The organism is Marinobacter sp. SS13-12 (assembly GCF_030227115.1).
In the GTDB taxonomy this organism is placed as follows: Bacteria; Pseudomonadota; Gammaproteobacteria; order Pseudomonadales; family Oleiphilaceae; genus Marinobacter.
In genome coordinates this window covers 99,193-120,870 of record NZ_JASSUA010000003.1, presented here as the reverse complement: position 1 = coordinate 120,870, position 21,678 = coordinate 99,193, and the positions used below count along the sequence as shown (strand labels likewise).

Genomic DNA, 21,678 nt, shown 5'->3' with positions numbered 1-21,678 from the left:
ATTCGTATTTCGTTACAGAACCCCGATGGGGTAGGAACCAAGGCGCTTCAGCTCCACCGCCTCTTCATCAATCTCGGAGAGCACCCTGCTGACCTGTTCATCCTCAACATGGCCTTCAAAATCAATATAGAACACGTAAGCCCAGGTGCCGCTGGGAGACGGCCGGGTCTCGATTCGGGTCAGGCTCAGGCCATGCTTGTGGAAAGGCTCCAGCAACTGGTACAGCGCCCCGGGCTTGTTGCGCATGGAGACCAGGATAGAAGATTTGTCATTGCCGCTGGCCGGCACTTCCTCACGCCCGATGATCAGGAAGCGCGTGGTGTTGTCCGGCCGGTCTTCAATGCTGGTGGCCAGCACTTCCAGGCCATAGAGCTCCGCCGCCATATCACCGGCGATGGCGGCCGTACCCGGCTCCTCCGCTGCACGCCTTGCCGCCTCTGCATTACTGCTGACGGTGACCCGCTCAATGCCATAACGATGGGTATCCAGCCATTGCCGACACTGGGCAAACGACTGCTGGTGGGAATAGATGCGGATGATTTCCTCATCCTTGTGCTTTGGCGACACCATCAGGTGATGATGGATCCGCAACTGAACCTCACCACAGATTTTCAGCGGCGAGGACATGAACATGTCCAGGGTATGATTGATCATACCCTCGGTGGAGTTTTCCACAGGTACCACGCCGTAGTGAGCAGCGCCGGATTCCACTTCACGGAAAACCGCATCAATGGCCGGAAGTGGAACGCTGACCACGGAGTGACCAAAATGCTTGAGCGCCGCCGCCTGGGTAAAGGTACCCAACGGCCCCAGGAAAGCGATGTGCATGGGCTTTTCCAGCGCCAGGCAGGCGGACATGATTTCCCGGAACAACCGCGCCATCTCTTCACCGGACAGGGGGCCGGGATTGCTCTCCTTGATACGCCGCAACACCTGGGCTTCCCGCTCCGGGCGGTAGAAGAACACATCCTCCCCCGGATGGGCTTCCATCTTGACCCGCGCCACTTCCTGGGCACATTCAGCCCGCTTGCTGATCAGGTCCATGATTTCCCGGTCGACCCGGTCAATCTCGTCCCTTAACTGCCCCAGACGGGCCTGCTCATCACTGCTCATGATCAGCCCCGCTCCTTTGCAAACACGGTCATATAGTCAATCAACGCATCAACACCGGCTTCAGGCATCGCGTTGTAGATGCTGGCCCGCATCCCACCAACGGAGCGATGGCCCTTGAGGTTCAGCAGGCCACGCTCGTTCGCACCTTTAAGGAAGGCATCATTTAGCGCCTCATCCGCCAGGGTGAAAGGTATGTTCATCCAGGAGCGAAAGCGCGGTGAGATCGGGTTGGCGTAGAAATCATTCTCGTCGATAAAGCCATAGAGCTTACTGGCCTTGCGACGGTTGACCTCGCCCATGGCCGTAACGCCGCCCTGCCCTTTCAGCCACTTGAACACCAGGCCGGCCAGGTACCAGGAATAGGTCGCCGGCGTGTTGTACATGGAGTCGTTATCCGCGATCACCTGGTAGTTCATCATCGTCGGCGTGACTTTGAGGGCCTTTCCCAGCAGATCCTTGCGGACCATAAGCACCACCAGGCCGGACGGGCCAATGTTCTTCTGGGCACCGGCGTAGATCAGGCCGAACTTCGATACATCCAGCGGGCGTGACAGCAGGGTGGACGACATGTCCGCCACCAGTGGCACGGAACCGCTCTCGGGTACGAAATCAAACTCCAGCCCCCCGATGGTTTCGTTGGGCGTGTAGTGCAGGTAGGCCGCGTCCGCACGGGTATTCCAGTTGTCCTGGTCGGGAACGCTGGTAAACCCATCGGCTTCGCTGCTGGCCGCCACGTTGACCTGTGCATACCGGCTCGCCTCGGCGATGGCCTTCTTCGACCAGATGCCGGTGTTGATGTAATCCGCAGAGGTCTTGTCGCCCAGCAGGTTCAGCGGAATGGTCGCGAACTGGCTGGAGGCTCCACCCTGCATGAAGAGTACGGCGTAATCCTCTGAAACACCGGCCAATTCCCGTAGGTCTTTCTCCGCTGTTTCGGCGATTTCCACAAACTCATCACCGCGATGGCTCATCTCCATCACCGACATACCGGTGCCGCGCCAGTCCAGCATTTCTTCCCGCGCCTGTTGCAGCACGGGCTCCGGCAGGGTTGCCGGGCCTGCACAAAAGTTATACGCCCTGGTCATCGTCCTCACCATCTACACTGGCCTCACCATCGACAACGGTCTCGTCTTCTGCATCGGTTTCAGCGATTCGCTCAACGCCCACAAGACGCTCATCTTCCTGGCTCAGCTTGATCAGGCGAACACCCTGGGTGTTACGGCTCAGAACCGATACTTCGTCGGTGCGGGTACGTACCAGCGTGCCCTTGTCCGAGATCAGCATCATTTCGTCGCCTTCGAACAGCTGCAACGCCGTGACCAGGTTACCGTTACGCTCGGAACACTGCATGGCGATGACGCCCTGACTGCCCCTGCTGTATGTCGGGAACTCGTCGAAGGTGGTGCGCTTGCCGTAGCCGTTTTCACTGGCTGTCAGCAGCACGGCGCCTTCCTGGGGAATGATCAGCGACACCACATGATGCCCTCCCGGCATCTTGATACCACGCACACCACGGGCGGTCCGGCTCATCGGGCGTACCGCTTCTTCATTAAAACGAACGGCCTTGCCCGCTGTGGAGAACAGCATGACTTCTGCATCACCCTTGGTGATGGCTGCGCCGATCAGGGTGTCACCTTCGTCCAGCGACAGCGCGATCAGGCCACTGCTGCGTGGGCGGGAGAAGTTCGGTAGTGGCGTTTTCTTGACCACACCGGCGGACGTTGCCATCAGTACATACTGGTCTTCCGGGTAATCACGTACCGGCAGGAAGGTGGTGATACGCTCACCCTCGTCCAGTGGCAGGATATTCACCATTGGACGGCCGCGGGAGGCGCGGCTGGCACGTGGAATCTCGAAGACCCGCAACCAGTACACCTTGCCACGGTTGGAGAAGCACAGGATGGTGTCGTGGGAGTTGGCAACCAGCAGCTTCTCGACAAAATCCTCGTCCTTCATGGACGTCGCAGCCTTGCCACGGCCACCGCGGCGCTGAGCCTGATAGTCTTCGACCGCCTGGGTCTTGGCGTAGCCACCATGGGAGATGGTCACCACCAGGTCTTCCTCGTCAATCAGGTCGGCAATGGTCAGGTCACGCTTGGAGCTGGTAATTTCAGTACGACGCTCGTCGCCAAACTCGGTAACAATGGCTTCCAGCTCTTCGCGGATAACCTGCATCAAACGGTCCGGATCCGCCAGAATCTCCAGCAGACCGGCAATTTTCTCCAGAATATCCTTGTACTCGTTTTGCAGCTTTTCGGTCTCAAGACCGGTCAGGCGATGCAGACGAAGGTCCAGGATAGCCTGGGCCTGTTCCGGCGACAGATGATACAGACCATTGCGCAGGCCAAATATCTCCGGCAGGTCGTCCGGACGGCAGGCATCTTCACCTGCCCGCTCGAGCATCGCCAGAACGTCACCGGGCGCCCAGCCCTGTGCCATCAGTTTCTCTTTTGCCTCGGCAGAGCCCGGAGATGCCTTGATCAGGGCAATAATCTCATCGATGTTTGCCAGCGCAACCGTCAGACCTTCCAGGATATGGCCACGTTCGCGAGCCTTGCGCAGCTCGAAGATGGTTCGGCGGGTAACCACTTCCCGACGGTGGCGCACAAATGCATCCAGCATCTGCTTCAGGTTGAGGATCTTCGGCTCGCCGTTGATCAGGGCAACCATGTTGATGCCGAATACCGTCTGCAGCTGGGTATGCGTAAACAGGTTGTTGACGATCACGTCCGGGTTTTCCCCGCGACGCAGCTCTATCACCACCCGGATGCCTTCCTTGTTGGATTCATCCCGCAGCTCGGTAATGCCTTCCAGGCGCTTCTCTTTAACCAGTTCCGCAATCTTTTCAATCAGCCGGGCCTTGTTCAGCTGGTAAGGCAGCTCGGTAATAATGATGGCGTCGCGGTTGGTTTTCTTGTCGTGCTCGATTTCATGGCGGGCACGAATATAGATGCGTCCACGCCCGGTGCGATAGGCTTCAACAATGCCGGCGCGGCCGTTGATAATACCCTCGGTGGGGAAGTCCGGCCCCGGAATATGCTCCATGAGCTCATCAACGGTCATGTCCGGGTTGTCGATCAGCGCCAGGCAGCCGTTCACGATTTCCGTGAGGTTATGGGGCGGAATATTGGTTGCCATACCCACGGCAATACCGGATGAGCCGTTGACCAGCAGGTTCGGTACCCGGGTGGGCAGCACTTCCGGGATCTGCTCGGTGCCGTCGTAGTTGGGGACGAAGTCCACCGTTTCCTTTTCCAGATCCGCCAGCAGGGAGTGGGCAATTTTCTCCATGCGGATTTCGGTATAACGCATGGCAGCCGCGTTGTCGCCATCGATGGAACCGAAGTTACCCTGGCCATCCACCAGCGGATACCGCAGAGAAAACGGCTGGGCCATACGGACAATGGTGTCGTAAACAGCGGAATCACCATGGGGATGGTATTTACCGATAACGTCACCCACCACACGGGCGGATTTCTTGTAAGACTTGTTCCAGTCGTTGTTCAGCTCGGACATGGCGAACAATACGCGGCGATGCACCGGCTTGAGGCCGTCCCGCACGTCCGGAAGTGCACGACCAACGATAACGCTCATGGCGTAATCGAGGTAGGACTGTTTCAGCTCGTCTTCAATATTTACCGGCAGGATCTCTTTGGCTAACTCACCCATCGAGAAAGGTTCCTTTGCATTTGCTGGAAGTCGTTTCAGGGCCTTTCAGAGCGCCCCATAGTTATTCTTTAACAAGCGGCCAATACTACCACATTCAACCCTTTAGCGGGGCAATTGGCAGTGCCCGTCAGTCAAAAACCACGGTCTTGTTTTCGTAGGTGATCACACGGTCTTCAATGTGTGCCCTCAACCCACGGGACAGGGCATTTTTCTCCACATCCTTACCCAGTCGCACCATGTCCTCGATCGAGTCACTGTGGCTGATGCGGATCACATCCTGCTCGATAATGGGACCTTCATCCAGATCCTGCGTCACGTAGTGGCAGGTGGCGCCGATAAGCTTTACACCCCGGCTATACGCCTGATGGTAAGGCCGCGCGCCGGCAAAGGACGGCAGGAAGCTGTGATGGATGTTGATCACCTTGCCCGAGTATTTTTCACAAAGGCTGCCGGGCAGAATTTGCATATACCGGGCCAGAACAACCACATCGGCCTCGTACCCTTCGATCAGGCCGTCCACTTCACCGAAGGCTTCGTCGCGGTTGTTCTTGTTCACCGGGATGTAGTGGTAGGGTATTTCGTGCCATTCAACCATGCGCCTGAGGTCCTCATGGTTGGAGATAACGGCAACGATCTCGGCGTTGATTTCCTTGCTGTGCCAGCGGTGAAGCAGGTCTGCCACGCAATGGGATTCCTTGCTGCACATGAGGATGACTTTCTTGGGCCGGGCCGAATCAGCAATATGCCAGTCCATATCAAACTCGCGGGCAATGGGCTCAAAGGCAATGCGGAACTGCTCAAGGCCGAACGGAATCGAGTCGGCCTTGATTTCGTGCCGCATGAAGAACCTGCCTGCCTGGGTATCCGAGTGGTGGCTCGCCTCGGTAATCCAGCCATTGTAGGTCGACAGAAAGTTACTGACCTTGGCAACGATTCCCACCCGGTCGGGGCAGGAAATCACAAGACGATAGGTATGCTCCATGGAAGCCTTTCCTTAATTTGATCCGGGAAAGCGGGTGTGCAGGTTCACACCCTTAAAAATGACCGACTATGATAGCCTATCTGAGCATCAGAAACGAGGCGCACTGACATGGATAGACACCCCCTACAGGTACGTAACAAAAAAGCCGTGCCGGGCCACTCACTGGCCACAAAACTGATCATTACCATCGCATTACTCCTGCCACTGCAACCGGCTATGCCCGACGCTATTCTCGAGGGCGAACGCCACCACCCGGTCAAGGCGATGAACGGGATGGTCGCCACCAGCCATACACTGGCAACCGAAGTGGCGCTGAAGGTTCTGGAAAACGGCGGCAACGCCATGGATGCAGCGGTCACAGCCGGGTTTGCCCTGGCAGTCACCCAGCCCCGCTCGGGCAATATTGGCGGGGGTGGTTTCATGCTTTATGCGCCCGGCAGCGGTGAAGCCGTGGAAGCCATCGATTACCGGGAGAAAGCGCCGGCCGCAGCCACGGAAACGATGTTCCAGGATGAGGAAGGCAACGTGGTACAGAACCGCAGCCGGTTCACCCATAAGGCCGCCGGGGTACCCGGTACCGTGGCTGGTCTTGCCCTGGCGCTGAAGCGGCACGGCACCCTGCCCCTGAAAGAGGCACTGGCGCCGGCGATAAAGCTGGCGCGGGAAGGCTTTATCGTACCAGGCCGCTTTACCGAAGGCCTGGAGGAGGCCCGGGACCGGCTACAGCGCTGGCCTGCAACCCTGGAAACCTTCTATAAAGAAGACGGTTCCGCGTGGCAACCCGGCGAACGCTTCCGGCAACCGGAACTGGCCGACACACTCCAGCGGATTGCCGACCAGGGCATTGAAGGATTCTACGAAGGCCAGACCGCGCAACTGATCGTGGAGGAAATGCAACGCCACGACGGCCTGATCACCCTGGACGACCTGAAAAACTACCAGCCGAAAATCCGCGAGCCCGTTCATGGCAGCTATCGGGGGCACGACATCTATTCCATGTCACCGCCCTCCTCCGGCGGCACCCACATCGTACAGATTCTCAATATCCTCGAGGGCTATCCCCTCGCTGATTTTGGTCACAATTCCGCCGCCAGCATTCACCATATGGCCGAAGCCATGAAGCTGGCCTATGCAGACCGTGCCGAGTTCCTGGGCGATACCGACTTCGTGGATGTGCCCCTGAAGGGCCTGACCAGCAAGGACTATGGTGAGGCTTTACGCAAAACCATCGACCCGGACAAGGCGCGGCCGTCATCCGACATCCGCGCCGGCAACCCGGGCGCCCATGAAAGCCCGGAAACCACTCACTTTTCCATTGTCGACCGCTGGGGCAATGCCGTTTCCAATACCTACACCATCAACTTCAGCTACGGCTCCGGCATCACCGTTAGCGGTGCAGGATTCCTGCTGAATAATGAGATGGACGATTTCAGCGCCAAACCGGGCGAACCCAACGCCTACGGACTGATCGGTGGCGAAGCCAATAAGGTCGAGCCCGGCAAACGCATGCTGAGCTCCATGTCACCGACCATTGTCAGGCGCGATGGCCGCAATTATCTGGTCACCGGCAGCCCCGGTGGCTCGCGGATTATCACGACCACCTTGCAAGTGCTGCTCAATGTGATTGACCATAATATGAACATACAGTCTGCGGTCAGTGCGCCGAGGGTTCACCACCAGTGGCTGCCAGACGAAATCCGTATCGAACAGGGAATCAGCCCTGACACCGTGCGGCTACTGGAAAAGATGGGCCACAAGGTGGTGACAGGTAGCGCCATGGGTGCCATCCAGAGCATACTGATCGACAGTGACGGAACCCTGTACGGCGGTGCGGACCCGCGCCGCAGCACATCGTCAGCCATGGGTTACTGACCCGGGAGGTTTTATGTATTTATCAGTGCAATTGAGTTGCTATCCACTCGCCGATGACTATAAACCACCCATCCGCGCGGTTGTTGAACGGCTGGAGAAAAGTGGCCTGGAAATCTATCCCGGCCGCATGAGCACGGAAATGTTCGGTGAGTATGATGAGGTGATGCGGGTGCTTTCAGACACCATGAAGTGGTCGTTCGAGGAGTACGGCAAAGCGGTGTTTGTGGCCAAGATCATGGAAGGTGACCGCAGGCCACGGTAGCAGACCAGGCCGCGGGTAGCGCCCGCCCTACCTACCCGCGGCCGATAAACAGCGCACCGACCAGCACGAGACCCAGGAAGGCCACAACCATGTTAACCGCGAGCCCCCAGCGGAATCCGTAGCCGGTGGGAAATTCGGCCGGGCTCAAAGTGCGTAACAGGGCGCGGAACTGACGCGAGGACCACACCGCGGCAAAGGCCCCAAGCAATATAAACAGGATGCCAATCCAGAACCCCAGCATGGCATTCATCACGCCTACGCTTTCTGGCGCCAGCACATGCAGAAGCAGGCCCGCGCGCTCAATCAGAAAGCCGAATGCAATGAATGACAGGCTGGTTCGGTTCCAGGCCAGCAGGGTGCGTTCGGCGGCAAACAGAACTCTTGGGTCTTTCAGGTCAGACATGAGGTTCCTTGGTGTGGGTCACGACAACGCGTCACGCGGCCAGTGCCTGGCGCATCATGTTCAGCAAGCCACCTGCGATAATCATGCGAACCTGCCGGTCACTGAGATCGTGAGTCAACTCATAATGTTCGCCCGTGCGGCTGTTCCTGGCAAGGATGCTGTCCCCGGCTTCCAACGCCTCCACCAGCCCGTCGAATGCCAGTTCGTCACCCTGCTCAATATTGTCAAAGGTTTCCGGGGCGACAAAACTCAGGGGTAGTACGCCGAAGCTGCAAAGGTTCTGCCAGTGGATGCGCGAATAGCTTTTGGCAATGACCACCCGCACGCCCAGATAACGGGGGGCAAGTGCCGCATGCTCCCGGCTCGAACCCTGGCCGTAGTTGTCACCCCCAACAATCACCGAGCCACTCGTCTGGTACTGCTTTGCCCGTTCCGGAAAACTGGGGTCCAGCCGGGTATAGGTGAACTCACTGATTGCCGGGATATTGCTACGGAATGGCAATATCCTGGAGCCCGCGGGCAGGATATCGTCCGTGGAGACATCGTCGCCCACCTTGAGCAGAACCGGAGCCTCCAACGAGTCCGGAAGGCTGTCAAAGCTCGGCAGAGTACTGATGTTGGGGCCTTTTTCAACCACAGTCAGTTCCGGGTGCTTCGCCGGAGGACGAATGTTTCGGTCTTCCACGTAAAAGGTGCTGCGCTCGTCGAAAACAGGGCAACTCATCTCCAGGTCGCGGGGATCGGTGATCACACCTGTCAGCGCCGAAGCAGCGGCTGTTTCGGGGCTACAGAGGCAAACCTTGTCTTCACTGGTACCGGAGCGACCCGCGAAATTCCGTGGCACCGTACGCAAACTGATCTGATCCGTTGCCGGTGCCTGCCCCATGCCAATGCAGCCGTTGCAACCAGTCTGATGCAGGCGCGCGCCGGCACTGAGCAAACTCGTCAGATGGCCGAGCTCTACCAGGTTTTCCAGAACCTGACGGGAGGTAGGATTTATGTCGAATGACACCCGTTCATGAACCTGGCGACCTTTAACCATCATTGCCGGAACCGCAAAATCGCGCAGGCCGGGATTTGCGGAAGAGCCTATGTAGGCCTGATAGATGGGCTCTCCTGCCACTTCCCGCACCGGAAACACTTTGTCGGGACTGCTCGGCAACGCAATCAACGGTTCCAGTTGGCCGAGGTCGATCTCATCGTGCAGGTCGTAGGTGGCCCCGGCATCGGCTTCCAGCCTCTGGAAATCAGCTTCCCGCTGTTGCTGCCGGAGAAAATCACGCACCACGTCATCGGCCGGAAACACTGTGGCGGTATGGCCCATCTCCTGGCCCATATTGGCAATGACATGTCTATCCATGGCAGAGAGCCCTTTGAGACCCGGGCCGTAGTATTCAATGATTTTCCCGGAACCGCCCTTTACACCGTGGCGGCGAAGCATCTCAAGAATCACGTCCTTGGCACTCACCCAGTCAGGCAGCTTTCCTGTGAGTTTTACCCCCATTACCCTGGGCATGTTCAGGTAAAATGGCTCACCGCACATGGCCATGGCGACAGACAGGCCACCCGCCCCCATTGCCAGCATGCCGAGCGACCCGGCTGCGCAGGTATGGCTGTCTGAACCCAGAAGAGTCTTGCCCGGTTTACCGAAACGCTCCATATGTACCGGATGGCTCACGCCGGAACCGGCGGGGCTGAACCAGATACCGAACCTTTCGCAGGCACTGCGCAGAAACACATGGTCGTCCGGGTTGCGGTGGTCCGTCTGCAACAGATTGTGGTCAACGTACTGCGCGGACAGCTCGGTCTTCACCTGATCAAGCCCCATGGCCTCAAGTTCGAGCATAACCAGCGTTCCGGTGGCATCCTGGGTAAGCGTCTGGTCGATCCTCAGACCGATTTCCTCGCCGGGCTTCAACTTTCCTGACACCAGGTGCGATTCAATCAGCTTGATGGCTACGTTACGCGGTTGGCTCTTCGTCTGCTTCGTCATTGGATGACCTCCATGCGAGCCAGATTTCAGATATTCACACCTCTAACTATAGCCTCCCGACACTGACTCTGCTGGCAAGACCGGGCCAAACGCCTCCCTATTCAGGCTTTACCCTCAGAACACGCCCATCGCTGCTGTCTGTCAGCAGGTAAATAGCGCCGTCCGGGCCGGTTTGCACCGCCCTTATACGTTCATCCAACTCACCAAACAGCGTGCCGACTTCCCTTGCTTTGCCGTTCTCCAGCCTGACGCGATGTACCTGCCGGGTCACCAGCGCACCAATCAACAGCTCACCCTGCCAGCGGGGAAACAGCTCGCCGGTGTACAATGCCATGCCCGAGGGGGCAATGGATGGCGTCCAATGCAACAAGGGCGGCTCAATACCCTCCCGCTCTTCAAACGGACTTACCCGGGCACCCGTGTAATCCAACCCGTGGGTAGTAATGGGCCAGCCATAGTTGGCGCCCGGACGAATCACATTGATTTCATCGCCGCCACGGGGACCATGCTCATGGGCAATGAGACGATCCTGTTCCTGATCGTAGACCAGACCCTGCACGTTGCGATGGCCGTAGCTGTAGATTTCCGCCTCATAGGCATCACTGCCGGCATACGGGTTGTCTTCCGGCACCGTGCCGTCCGGGTTCAAACGGACAATGCTGCCAAGGTGGTTTTCACGCCGCTGGGCGTCTTCCCGGTAATCAAAACCATCACCCAGGGTAAGCACCAGCGTATTGTCCGGCAGCCAGGCCAGACGCCCCCCGTAATGGGCATTACCTTCCTTTGCCGGCTGCACCCGGAAAATTTCGCGCACATTGTCCAGGCCTTGCTCGCCAAGCTCGCCCCTGGCCAGACAGGTATGGTTGGCCTCCATTGTACCGCAGGCATAGCTCAGATAAATCTGGCGACTCTGCTCGAAATCCCTGGCCGGTAACACCTCGAACAGGCCGGCCTGAGCTGACGCAAATACCTCCGGCACACCCTCAAGTGATTCCGGCAGCAGTTCACCCTCCGCCGCAATCAGTCGCAGCCGGCCAGGCCGCTCGGTCACCAGCATCCGCCCGTCCGGCAGAAAAGCCAGCGACCAGGGATGCTCAAGGCCCTGTGCCACTGTCTCTATCTCGTAGGCTGGCTGTTCATCCGCTACAGCATCCGACTCTGGCAAGGCCAGGCTGCCAGCCAACGTAAGCGCCATCACCGGCACGGCTGAATACCCTCGCCTCCGCTGAGCCGGGCGATTAACCAGCACAGCAAACAGCCAGCCCGAAATCGCCGCCGTCACAAGCATGGCCAATAAACCTCCGGTGCCACGGGTCGCGGCGATGAGTGTGGGCATGGGTGCCAGGGCATCCACAATCTTCAGTGTCACCCAAAGCCCCACCGACGCCGCAAGCGGGTACAACCACAACCGGCTGAAGTTGCTTGATAGCCTGACTACCAACGCAGCAACGCCCTGTGAGCAAAGAAAACTGATGCCAAACAGTACGGCGTAAAGTGGGGCGAAATTGACGAGATCCTGCGCACTGGTTTCCAGCTGCGTTGCCATGGTTATCTCAACCCCCAGGGCTTCAAGCGCCTGAAGGTTGAAGTGGGTCTGCACGAGGCTACCCAGCACAGAGCCCACCACAAGCGCGATCACAAAAGCGAGAACCACTTTCCACCAGCTGCCAGGCGCTGCCATTATTTCTCTCCGGAAGGCTCCAGCTTGTCCTGGGTACGCAGCTCGAAGTCACTGGCATCGTGCCGTTCGTGCAACTGCTTGCTCTCGTCACCCCAGGTGCGGTTAACCATCAGCCCGCGTTTCACGGCCGGGCGTGCACCGACTTCATCGGCCCAACGCACAACGTTTGTGTAGGTGTGTGCTTCAAGGAATTCCGCTGCTTCGTAGACCTTGTTCTTGACCAGCGCTCCGTACCAGGGCCAGATAGCCATATCGGCGATAGTGTATTCATCCCCTGCGACGTAGCGGTTATCGGCCAGCTGACGGTCCAGCACATCCAGCTGACGTTTCACTTCCATGGTGTAGCGGTTAATCGGGTACTCATATTTTTCCGGCGCATAGGCGTAGAAGTGTCCAAACCCGCCGCCGAGGAAAGGCGCGCTGCCCATCTGCCAGAACAACCAGTTCATGGTTTCCGTCCGGGCAACGATATCCGTTGGCAGGAATTCACCAAACTTCTCCGCCAGATAAAGCAGGATAGACCCGGACTCGAATACCCGCACGGCTGGCTGATGGGTGTGGTCCATCATGGCCGGAATCTTGGAATTAGGATTTGCTTTTACAAAGCCACTGCCAAACTGCTCACCCTCTTTAATGCGGATCGGCCAGGCATCGTATTCCGCTTCCTTGATGCCCTTCTCCAGCAATTCCTCGAACATAATGGTGGCCTTCACGCCATTGGGGGTTGCCAGGGAATACACCTGGAACGGGTGCTTCCCCACTGGCAGTTCCTTGTCGTGGGTAGGCCCGGCAATGGGCCGGTTGATTTTGGAGAAGGCTCCACCGCTCTCTGCGTCCCACTTCCAGACTTTCGGCGGCGTGTAGGTATCGTCGGTCATACAATCATCCTCACCTTTAGGGGTGTGCGAGTTTCAAACCATTCAGGAACCGGGCAAACAGACGTCTCTGCTGCGGGAGGTCAGCCTGTCCCACTTCCCTTTGTTGTTATTACGGACGGTTTTCAGGTAGCGGGTCACATCGGAAAAGTGCGTTTCGGTCGCGCCCATTTTCCGCGCCTCATCGCCATGAGTGTCTGACATGAATACCAGCGCCTTGTAGACATCACCCTCTTCGGTAAGTGAGTCACTGAGGAGCGCCAGATGGCTTGCGCAGAAAATATGCAGATTGCGCTTGTCATAATCGACCTCCTGAGCCGAGGCGTTAGCGCTGGCAGCGACCATGAGCATCAACACTAAAAAGGTTTTCTTCATAAGGACTTACTCCGAAGAATCAGTTCTGCCTCGCTGCACGGGCCGCATGCAGCTTTTTATAACTTTCGACCAGGCGCAGATGTTTCTCCAGTCCTTCCAGCTGCATATTGGTCGGGGTAAGACCGTAGAAGCGAACGCTGCCATTCACCGAGCCTACCACGGCTTCCATGGTCTCCTCACCAAACATACGCCGGAGGTTGACCAGATAGTCATCGAGCTCCAGCTCCTCATCAATGGTGATCTCCAGCACTGCATTCACCGCCCGGTAGAACAGGTTGCGTTCTACGGTGTTGTCGTTGAACTGCATGAAGGCTTCCACCCTTTCGAGGGCTTCCTCATGCTGTTGCAGGGCCAGGTAGATCAGCAGCTTGAGCTCCAGAATGGTGAGCTGACCCCAGACCGTATTCTCGTCAAACTCGATGCCGATCAGGGTGATGATGTCGGTGTAGTCATCCATCTGGCTCTCTTCCAGGCGCTCCACCAGATCCGCCAGCTGATCATCGCTCAGGGAATGGAGATTCAGGATGTCCTCCCGGTAGTCCAGCGCCTTGTTGGTGTTATCCCAGATCAGGTCGTCGGCGGGGTACACCTCGGAATACCCTGGCACGAGAATACGACATACCGGCGCTCCCAGTTCTTCATAGACCGCGACGTATGCCTCTTTGCCCAAATCACTGAGGATGTTGAACAGGCAGGCCGCCTCTTCTGCGTTGGTGCCGGAAAAGTCCCACTCGCAGAAATCATAATCAGACTTCGCGCTAAAGAAGCGCCAGGAGACCACACCGGTGGAATCAATAAAGTGCTCCACGAAATTGTTGGGCTCGGTCACCGCAAGACTGTTGAACGTGGGTGGCGGCACATCGTTCAGCCCCTCAAAGCTGCGCCCCTGCAGCAGTTCCGTAAGACTGCGCTCCAGCGCCACTTCCAGGCTTGGGTGTGCGCCAAAGGAGGCGAAGACGCCACCGGTTCGCGGGTTCATCAGGGTAACGCACATCACCGGAAACTGACCGCCCAGTGACGCGTCCTTGACCAGTGTCGGGAAACCCTGCGCTTCCAGCGCTTCCACACCCTCCAGAATATCCGGGTATTTTTCCAGCACCTCCCGGGGTACGTCCGGTAGCGCAATCTCTTCTTCGATAATCTGCTTCTTCACCGCCCGCTCGAAGATCTCCGACAGGCACTGCACCTGGGCTTCGTGCAGCGTATTACCGGCGCTCATACCGTTACTGAGGTACAGGTTCTCGATCAGGTTCGAGGGGAAATAAACCACCTCGCCATCCGACTGGCGCACAAAAGGCAGCGAGACAATCCCGCGCTCGGTCTTGCCGGAGTTGGTGTCGATCAGGTTGGAGCCGAACAGCTCGCCGTCCGGGTTGTAGATGGCCAGGCAATGGTCGTCGAGAATGCCTTCGGGCAACTCATCGTCAGGGCCGGGCTTGAACCATTCCTCGTTCGGGTAATGGACGAACTCGCTGTTGGCGATGTCTTCCCCGAAAAACTGATCGTTGTAAAAGAAGTTGCAGTTCAGCCGCTCGATGAACTCGCCCAGAGCCGAACACAGCGCGCTTTCTTTTGTGGCGCCCTTGCCGTTGGTAAAACACATGGGCGAGGCAGCATCGCGGATGTGCAGTGACCACACATGGGGCACGATGTTGCGCCAGGACGCGATCTCGATTTTCATGCCCAGATTCTCAAGGATCCGGGTCATGTTGGCGATGGTCTGCTCCAGGGGAAGATCCTTGCCCTCAATAAAGGTGCTGGCCCCCTCCTCCGGTTTGATCATCAACAAGGCCTGGGCGTCCGCCCCCAGGTTTTCAACGGGTTCGATCTCGAACGTCGGGCCGGTTTGCACCACCTTCTTGACCGTACAGCGGTCAATGGAGCGAAGGATGCCCTGCCTGTCCTTGTCGGAAATGTCTTCGGGCAGCTCTACCTGAATCTTGAAGATCTGGTTGTAGCGGTTTTCAGGGTCCACGATGTTGTTCTGGGACAGGCGGATATTCTCGGTGGGGATATCCCGTGCCAGGCAGTAGACGCGAACAAAGTAAGCCGCACACAGAGCCGAGGATGCCAGAAAATAATCAAAGGGGCTGGGTGCCGACCCATCGCCCTTGTAGCGGATAGGCTGGTCGGTAACGACGGTGAAATCATCAAACTTGGCTTCAAGTCTGAGGTTGTCGAGAAAATTGACGTTGATTTCCATGACGAAGTATCCGGATTGGAGAATTTGGCGGGCCGCAGCCTTGAATGGCAGCCATTATCCAGTTTTTAAGGCTCTTCGTCTTGGTCAGTCACTCAATCGGGTGGTCTGTCGAGCTCCCTCTCGCTCCGCCAGTCCCGTATGAGAACGACTTCTTTAGCCTGCCTGAGATAGACGACTCGAAATGGCGCGTGGATCAATTCGCGAATATGATCGAGGTTAAGTTCAGGTACAACTCGACCAGAATCAGGGTGGATTTGAAGCATCTCACAAAGAGTGGACTGTGCGATGCGTAATTCCATTTACTTGATGCCCAACGTTTTCTTGGCGTCCTCCAGCGATACGGTGTTGCCCTCGCGAACATCCATCAGCCCCTGCGCCACCGCCTTTACGAACCGCAATTCCTCTGCAGCTCGCTCATAATCCTCTAGCCCCTGAACAACTGCTATGCCACGGCCACGACTGGTAAGCAGGATTGGTCGATGCGTATCCTGCGCTCGACCAACCACCTTTCCGGGACTAATCTTCAGGTCTGATAGAGGAATGACATCCTCGGAAAATTTCACGTGCATGGTGATTACCTAGTCAACGATTCGGTGCCATCAATAGCACCAGTTAACAGGTGCGATCAAGAAACATAACGCCCGGCTCACGCGCCGGTTTGGAGCCGCGAAGTGGCGGAAACTCGGTCGCTGTGCAGCCGATTGTTAAATCATTTGGCGTACGGTATTATGAACATGATCAATATCCTGTACAGGAACAGCCTTATGGATGCCATTAGCTACACAGCCGCTAGAACCAATCTAGCAAAAACCATGGAGCAGGTCTGTGAAGACCATTCTCCTGTGATCATCACCCGGAGCAAATCGCAATCCGTGGTTATGATCTCTCTTGAGGACTATGAGGCATTGCAAGAGACCGCATACCTCCTTCGCGCACCAAAGAATGCCCGTCGTTTGCTGGAATCCGTTGCCGAGCTGGAGCACGGCGGTGGTCAAGAAAAGGAACTTCTTGAATGAAACTCATCTTCTCCGAGAACGCCTGGGAAGACTATCTGTACTGGCAGAAAACTGACAAAAAGATCCTTAACCGAATCAATAAGCTGATCAAAGAGACCACGCGAGAACCGTTTGAAGGTGTCGGTAAACCAGAGCCCCTTAAACACAGCCTCGCTGGTTACTGGTCTCGGCGAATCAACGAAGAACACCGAATGGTTTACAAGGTCACGGATGACGCTTTGCTTATCGCCCAGCTTCGGTATCACTACTGATTTAACGCCAGCCATCACCGGTGACAAAGCCGCAGCGAAGCGAAGGTTTTGGCATCCGGTGCATGGCCTGGTTACACCTCACTTTGGTCAGTGAAGTTGACTAAAAACTTCCGGGTGTTGCTCAGCAATGCGCAGAAGCGCAACCGCAGGACCCTGCGGCTCGCGACGACCCTGTTCCCAGTCCTGAAGGGTTCGCACACTCACGCCCATAAGACCGGCAAATGCGGACTGCGACATGTGCAATTTCAGTCTGATAACTTTGGGCGGTGAAGGCGCTGAAAGCTCATGCGTTCGTAGAGCCAATTTGCCCTTCTTGAATTGCTTGATTTCATTGATACCGTCAAGAATCTCTGCCCCAAGGTTCCTGTCACCCATTTTTGATTGCCTCCGCTATCTGCTTGAGCGTGTGGCCAGGAATACTGGCGCGCTCTGATTTACTGTACAGCGTGAGCATCCATATTTCGTGGTCAGATTTCTTCCAGTAATAAATTGCTCTGATGCCACCGCTCTTTCCAGAGCCCGCTGGTGCTCACCGAACTTTACGAACACCACCCGAACCTTTAATCAGGTCCCCGGCATCTGGCTTCTGTAGAAGGTAAGTTTGAAGCCCACGGTATTCCTCATCCGTGAGGTAGTTCGGCAATAGCTTGGTGAATGTTGAGGTTTCGATGAATAGCATTGCTAAAATATACGGCGTTGCCGTACAGACATCAAGGCCGGATCAGTGAGGTGTAACGCCTGGCTTTGCGGCGTGCCGGAGCGCCAGCGCAGGCGCGTCCGACAACAGCCACTGGTTAAGCTGCTTCGAAGTCAAGGCGATGAATACCATCCAGATTGACTGTGCCGCGAGCCACCCATAGATCATACATATCTTGCATCGCCAACCAACTCTCAGGAGTACGCCCGAGAACCTTGGACAGCCGCAGAGACATTTCAGGGCTAATGCCACTATCCCCTTTAAGCAACCGAGACAAAGTGGAGGGTGAAACGCCCAGACTGGAAGCAAGCTGACGAGAGCTGATACCGAAAGGCTCCAGGTACACCTCACGAATGAATTCACCAGGATGTGGCGGATTATGCATAGTCATTAGTGATAATCCTCATAATCAAGAATGTAGGCGTTGCCGTCCTGGAATTCGAACGTCATGCGCCAATTTCCGTTAACCCTAATCGACCACCGGCCTTTGTCTTTGCCCTTCAATGGATGAAGCCGAAAACCAGGGATATCCATGTCTTCCACTGAAGTCGCCGTATCCAGAGCAGCCAGCTGCATACGCAGCTTCTTGGCATGGTCGGGTTGTATGCCAGACGTGTGGCCGGTCGAGTAAAACCGCTTCAGTCCTTTGTGACGGAATGATTTAATCATGAAGGAATATTAGCATGTTGCGCACCACGCAACAATAAAGCTTAACGCCGGTGGTAATGGGCGACAACGGAGCGCAGCGTAGTTGGCGTCCCGTTGACCACTTGGTTATGCATGTTCCGGCCACATCCCATCCATCATCACTGGGTAGGTGATTGGCTTGTAATGGGTAAATTCAATGTCTCGAACGTGGGTGAAATCACTCCAGAGCAACCTCGCCCCCTTCATCCACTGAGATGGCTTAACCCGTTTTTCTATCTTCTCGATTTCTTCGGGCGTGGCTTCACACATTCGTCCGACCTTGCCGTAAAGTCTCACGCCCGGCGGAGCAACAAAACGGCCTTTTAGCAGAGACCTTAGCCAAAAGAATCGACCGGCGTTGACTGCCATGATGCAAACATTCGGGTTCTGATCGATGTTTTTACCCAAAGCCTCGGCGTAGTGATCAAAAAAGTACCCGCTCTGATCATCGCGAAGGAAAACAGTGCCAACTGGCGTGATGTGGGGCGTGCCGTCGGGGTTTACGGTTGCGATCGAGCAGTAAACAGTAGAAGCCTGACCTTGCTCTAAAACTGACTTTACCTTCTTCCAATCATCCTTGATGTTCATAGTTTCTCCATTTGTGCATAACGCCAATGTTAAGCGGCAACCTTGGAATGGTGCCAAAGGCGCCATGGAAAGGGCGTCCGATGGAGGCCGTAGGCCGTAGGCCGTAACGAACTTGAACGACTGGTTATGTGAGCCCGCGCCTAAGCACATATTTTATTCCCCCACGTGGTCTACAGTAGCAAAAGCTAAGGCACTACCGTTTGCAAAGGCCAGCATGTACGACTCTGACCATGAGGTGACTGATACGCCAGACGCATCCACCAAATTCCAGGTTACAGAGGCAACCACGGATTCAGAACCAAGCCAATTTACAGAAAGGTTTTAGTAACGACATTCACGGCATCCTTGTGAGTGATATTCATCCAGGTAGGACTGAAAATACTCTGCCAACTGGAACCGTGAGTCGAAAACACTGCAAGAATCGCCCGGCCCTTTAGCCATATAAGGAAGACTGAACTTGGTGGCCACACGATCACCGTCAAAGCTCGAAAATGCCGCGACAAAATCGTCGAAGAACTCCTTTACGGCGGGTTCCTGTCCTTCATCCATGTAGACCTATCTCCTTGGTATGCTCGGAATTCACCACATAACGCCTGCAGCATGCGCGCATGTAGCGCAGCGAAATGGGCGTCCGGTGTAGGGCCGGAGGCCCGGAACGTACTACAACAATTTGTTAAGTGATTCCAGGCTCTCAGGGCCGCCCTCCAATCGAACGCACTCAGCGGATTCTTGCTCCCATGGCGCGGCGGATGCTGTATGGAGGTGAACAGAAACCCTCGATACGGCGAGTTCATCGAGCAAACCGGTTGGAACCCAAACCATCTCGGTGCCCCGCAGGCTATTTGGAACCGGACTCCCACAACTTGAGCAAAAATCGCTTCGGAAACCACTTGGCTTTTGGTACGACCGGATCTCGCTTTGACCTGAGACCCAACGAAAACTAGAACCCTGCACAAATGTGGCAGCGTTAGCGGCAGCCCCTGTGGCTTTGCGGCACAGTGAGCAGTGACACTGATAGAGATTCCGTATCTCCCCATCAATTTCGAATTTCACGCTTCCGCAGAGACATTCACCTTGCATCGATCAATCCTTTGGCACTTAATCGGGATAGGGAGGCACCTCACGATGCCCCTCCTCCCACATCACCGGGCATACGGATCACGTACCACGGCGATTCAGTGACTTGATTCAACCCGTTACCGCACTGCCAGTTCCGGCAGTCCATAGCTCCGGAACAACCTGGCCGGTAAGGCGTGCCGTAATGCCGGCGAGTGACTCAGCCGCCACGGGCCATGGGCCGATTTCGCGGTGTTCCAGGCCAGTTTGACCGAGACACCCCGCTTTCTCAGCTCACGATACCCCCTTCGGCCCCATTGCTTCCACACGTAACTTCTCATTCTCCGCCGTATCCACTTGTCCAGGTCCCGCAGCGGGCTCAGCACTTCAGCTGCGTCGAAGTACGCTTTCCAACCAAGCAGGGTCTCTTTCAGATCTGCGATCACCTGGGCCAGTGAGTGACCCCGTGTTCGGCGGCTCAGTATTCGGATCTGGGTTTTCAGCTTCGTGATGGCTTTGCTAGCCACCTTCAAGCGTTGCCCTTTCCGGCTGAGGGTGAAGCCCAGGAAGCTGCGCTTCCAGGGTCGGTCTACCGCGCTCTTTCGTGTATTCACTGTGAGCCTCAGCGAGTCCTCGATAAAGCGCGTCAGACTCACCATTACCCGCTCACCAGCACGGCGACTGCCCACGTAGATCTGGCAATCATCCGCGTAGCGGGCGAAGCGCAGGTCACGCCGCTCCAGCTCCCAGTCCAGTTCGTCCAGCACCACATTCGCCAACACCGGAGACAGTGGCCCACCTTGCGGTACGCCTTCGGGTGTCGGGGCTGTGCGGTTGTCGATCTGAACGCCCGCCTTCAGGTACCGGTTGATCAATCTGAGCAGCGGCCTGTCCGGCGAGTGCCGTTTCAGTCGTGCCATCAGGCGATCATGGTTTACCCGATCAAAGAAGGCTTCGAGGTCCAGATCCACCACCCAGTCGCGACCTTCCCGGGCGCAGCGCTGTCCGTATCGGACCGCTAGATGCGCAGAGCGCCCCGGGCGGAAGCCATAGCTGTGTGGGTGAAAGCGGGGGTCCCAATTCTGCTGTAGGATCTGAGCAATCGCCTGCTGGATGAAGCGATCCAGCACCGTTGGAATGCCCAGAGGGCGGGAACCGCCGTTGGCTTTGGGAATGGTGACCCGACGGACCGGCTTCGGTCGGTAGGTCTGCTGGAGAAACTGCTGCCGGATCTCCGGCCAGTGTTGGCGCAGATAATCCGGCAGTTCATCCACGGTCATGCCATCGATGCCCGGCGCTCCCTTGTTACGTCGAACCTGTTTCAGGGCGCGATTGAGGTTGTCCCTGCTCAATATACGCGCCATCCACGGTGAGGGTTGAACGGAGTGCGAGTTCTCCCGCTTTCCGGAAACGGGTTCATCCCCTGGAGACTCCAGGGGCAGCGAAAGCTGCTTTGCGGATGCCATCCCGTTTCCCTGCACGGACTCTCGACTCCTGTCTCTGTTCGGGCCTTCGGTTCACGGGCGAACCTACTATGCCCTCTGCTGATTTCTGCCACGCGATCAGAGGCGATCGCTCGTCTCTCAGTGGGTCCGTCCACACGTGGCAGACCTCCCAGGGTAAGGCACAGAGCTTTCACGGCGTGGGCGCCCGATTTATAAAGCACATCCCAGTCGCAGAAGGAGGGCTTCGCGGTCACGTGCCCGCTCGCCCCGGATGTACCACACCTCGTATCGGGTTCCTGTTCGTCGCCCCGCCGCTTTGGATTGGGCTTCCTTCAGACCCCACCTCGCGATGACGCCCTTGCCCTTCTCCTAGCCTTCGGCTCTGCGAACACCTGGCAGGAGGACTTTCACCTCCCTAGTTCTGTGCCATGCCCGGCACACACGCCAGCCATAAGCGGCGCCCTGACAAGGGCGTCCGGTGGAGGGCCGAAGGCCCGGAACAGACTTAAT

Annotated in this window: 23 protein-coding genes; 4 read left to right on the top strand and 19 right to left on the bottom strand. The window is 56.8% G+C overall.

Features of this window, described 5'->3' with window-relative positions:
• Positions 1–12 precede the first annotated feature (12 nt).
• The 4 genes from pheA to purU form a co-directional block, all read right to left on the bottom strand.
• Entirely contained in the window at positions 13–1,113 is a 1,101-nt protein-coding gene (pheA, locus tag QPL94_RS16475; RefSeq protein ID WP_285358886.1) for a prephenate dehydratase, read from the bottom strand.
• 2 nt (positions 1,114–1,115) lie between these two features.
• Complete coding sequence (serC, locus tag QPL94_RS16470; RefSeq protein WP_285358885.1) at positions 1,116–2,198, bottom strand: 3-phosphoserine/phosphohydroxythreonine transaminase; 1,083 nt, start codon at positions 2,196–2,198, stop codon at positions 1,116–1,118.
• On the bottom strand, positions 2,182–4,782 hold the full coding sequence (gyrA, locus tag QPL94_RS16465; protein WP_285358884.1) for a DNA gyrase subunit A: 2,601 nt from the start codon (positions 4,780–4,782) through the stop codon (positions 2,182–2,184). The genes serC and gyrA overlap by 17 nt, the downstream gene beginning before the upstream one ends.
• Positions 4,783–4,909: 127 nt before the next feature.
• Entirely contained in the window at positions 4,910–5,764 is an 855-nt protein-coding gene (gene purU / locus QPL94_RS16460; protein ID WP_285358883.1) for a formyltetrahydrofolate deformylase, read from the bottom strand.
• Between the two features lie 216 nt (positions 5,765–5,980).
• Between purU and ggt the strand changes: the two genes are divergently transcribed.
• Both ggt and QPL94_RS16450 read left to right on the top strand, forming a co-directional pair.
• Positions 5,981–7,636, top strand: a complete 1,656-nt coding sequence (gene ggt / locus QPL94_RS16455) for a gamma-glutamyltransferase (protein ID WP_285359332.1) — start codon at positions 5,981–5,983, stop codon at positions 7,634–7,636.
• A gap of 13 nt (positions 7,637–7,649) precedes the next feature.
• The gene (locus QPL94_RS16450) at positions 7,650–7,898 is read left to right on the top strand and encodes a thiamine-binding protein (RefSeq protein ID WP_285358882.1); all 249 of its coding nucleotides are present in this window, start codon (positions 7,650–7,652) and stop codon (positions 7,896–7,898) included.
• A gap of 31 nt (positions 7,899–7,929) precedes the next feature.
• On the opposite strand, the gene QPL94_RS16445 is transcribed toward QPL94_RS16450, so the two are convergent.
• The 8 genes from QPL94_RS16445 to QPL94_RS16410 form a co-directional block, all read right to left on the bottom strand.
• Entirely contained in the window at positions 7,930–8,301 is a 372-nt protein-coding gene (locus QPL94_RS16445; protein WP_285358881.1) for a YidH family protein, read from the bottom strand.
• Positions 8,302–8,332: 31 nt separating this feature from the next.
• On the bottom strand, positions 8,333–10,294 hold the full coding sequence (locus QPL94_RS16440) for an aconitate hydratase (RefSeq protein ID WP_285358880.1): 1,962 nt from the start codon (positions 10,292–10,294) through the stop codon (positions 8,333–8,335).
• 97 nt (positions 10,295–10,391) lie between these two features.
• Positions 10,392–11,975: a PQQ-dependent sugar dehydrogenase gene (locus QPL94_RS16435; RefSeq protein WP_285358879.1), complete on the bottom strand. Its 1,584-nt coding sequence runs from the start codon at positions 11,973–11,975 to the stop codon at positions 10,392–10,394.
• Entirely contained in the window at positions 11,975–12,853 is an 879-nt protein-coding gene (yghU, locus tag QPL94_RS16430) for a glutathione-dependent disulfide-bond oxidoreductase (RefSeq protein ID WP_285358878.1), read from the bottom strand. The genes QPL94_RS16435 and yghU overlap by 1 nt, the downstream gene beginning before the upstream one ends.
• A gap of 42 nt (positions 12,854–12,895) precedes the next feature.
• Complete coding sequence (locus QPL94_RS16425; RefSeq protein WP_285358877.1) at positions 12,896–13,225, bottom strand: hypothetical protein; 330 nt, start codon at positions 13,223–13,225, stop codon at positions 12,896–12,898.
• Positions 13,226–13,244: 19 nt separating this feature from the next.
• Positions 13,245–15,428 carry an OsmC domain/YcaO domain-containing protein gene (locus QPL94_RS16420; protein WP_285358876.1) on the bottom strand — a complete coding sequence of 728 codons (2,184 nt, stop codon included), beginning with the start codon at positions 15,426–15,428 and terminating at the stop codon, positions 13,245–13,247.
• 92 nt (positions 15,429–15,520) lie between these two features.
• The gene (locus QPL94_RS16415) at positions 15,521–15,691 is read right to left on the bottom strand and encodes a type II toxin-antitoxin system RelE/ParE family toxin (protein ID WP_285359331.1); all 171 of its coding nucleotides are present in this window, start codon (positions 15,689–15,691) and stop codon (positions 15,521–15,523) included.
• A 36-nt stretch (positions 15,692–15,727) separates the two neighbouring features.
• The gene (locus QPL94_RS16410; RefSeq protein ID WP_285358875.1) at positions 15,728–15,997 is read right to left on the bottom strand and encodes a type II toxin-antitoxin system Phd/YefM family antitoxin; all 270 of its coding nucleotides are present in this window, start codon (positions 15,995–15,997) and stop codon (positions 15,728–15,730) included.
• 195 nt (positions 15,998–16,192) lie between these two features.
• On the opposite strand from QPL94_RS16410, the gene QPL94_RS16405 reads away from it, so the two are divergent.
• On the top strand, positions 16,193–16,444 hold the full coding sequence (locus QPL94_RS16405) for a type II toxin-antitoxin system Phd/YefM family antitoxin (protein WP_285358874.1): 252 nt from the start codon (positions 16,193–16,195) through the stop codon (positions 16,442–16,444).
• Positions 16,441–16,695 carry a Txe/YoeB family addiction module toxin gene (locus tag QPL94_RS16400; protein ID WP_285358873.1) on the top strand — a complete coding sequence of 85 codons (255 nt, stop codon included), beginning with the start codon at positions 16,441–16,443 and terminating at the stop codon, positions 16,693–16,695. The genes QPL94_RS16405 and QPL94_RS16400 overlap by 4 nt, the downstream gene beginning before the upstream one ends.
• 87 nt (positions 16,696–16,782) lie before the next feature.
• On the opposite strand, the gene QPL94_RS16395 is transcribed toward QPL94_RS16400, so the two are convergent.
• From QPL94_RS16395 to ltrA, 7 genes are all read right to left on the bottom strand, one after another.
• Positions 16,783–17,070: a helix-turn-helix domain-containing protein gene (locus tag QPL94_RS16395; RefSeq protein ID WP_285358871.1), complete on the bottom strand. Its 288-nt coding sequence runs from the start codon at positions 17,068–17,070 to the stop codon at positions 16,783–16,785.
• Positions 17,071–17,489: 419 nt separating this feature from the next.
• Entirely contained in the window at positions 17,490–17,783 is a 294-nt protein-coding gene (locus QPL94_RS16390; protein ID WP_023012140.1) for a HigA family addiction module antitoxin, read from the bottom strand.
• Positions 17,783–18,061 (bottom strand): type II toxin-antitoxin system RelE/ParE family toxin, encoded by a 279-nt coding sequence (locus QPL94_RS16385; RefSeq protein ID WP_031211838.1) that lies wholly within the window; start codon positions 18,059–18,061, stop codon positions 17,783–17,785. Before QPL94_RS16385 ends, QPL94_RS16390 begins: the two co-directional genes overlap by 1 nt.
• A gap of 105 nt (positions 18,062–18,166) precedes the next feature.
• Positions 18,167–18,667: a pyridoxamine 5'-phosphate oxidase family protein gene (locus QPL94_RS16380; protein WP_285358870.1), complete on the bottom strand. Its 501-nt coding sequence runs from the start codon at positions 18,665–18,667 to the stop codon at positions 18,167–18,169.
• Between the two features lie 321 nt (positions 18,668–18,988).
• On the bottom strand, positions 18,989–19,216 hold the full coding sequence (locus QPL94_RS16375) for a hypothetical protein (protein ID WP_285358869.1): 228 nt from the start codon (positions 19,214–19,216) through the stop codon (positions 18,989–18,991).
• A 111-nt stretch (positions 19,217–19,327) separates the two neighbouring features.
• Complete coding sequence (locus QPL94_RS21410) at positions 19,328–19,747, bottom strand: GFA family protein (protein ID WP_350310644.1); 420 nt, start codon at positions 19,745–19,747, stop codon at positions 19,328–19,330.
• Positions 19,748–19,863: 116 nt separating this feature from the next.
• Entirely contained in the window at positions 19,864–21,189 is a 1,326-nt protein-coding gene (gene ltrA / locus QPL94_RS16370; protein ID WP_285358868.1) for a group II intron reverse transcriptase/maturase, read from the bottom strand.
• Between the last annotated feature and the right edge of the window lie 489 nt (positions 21,190–21,678).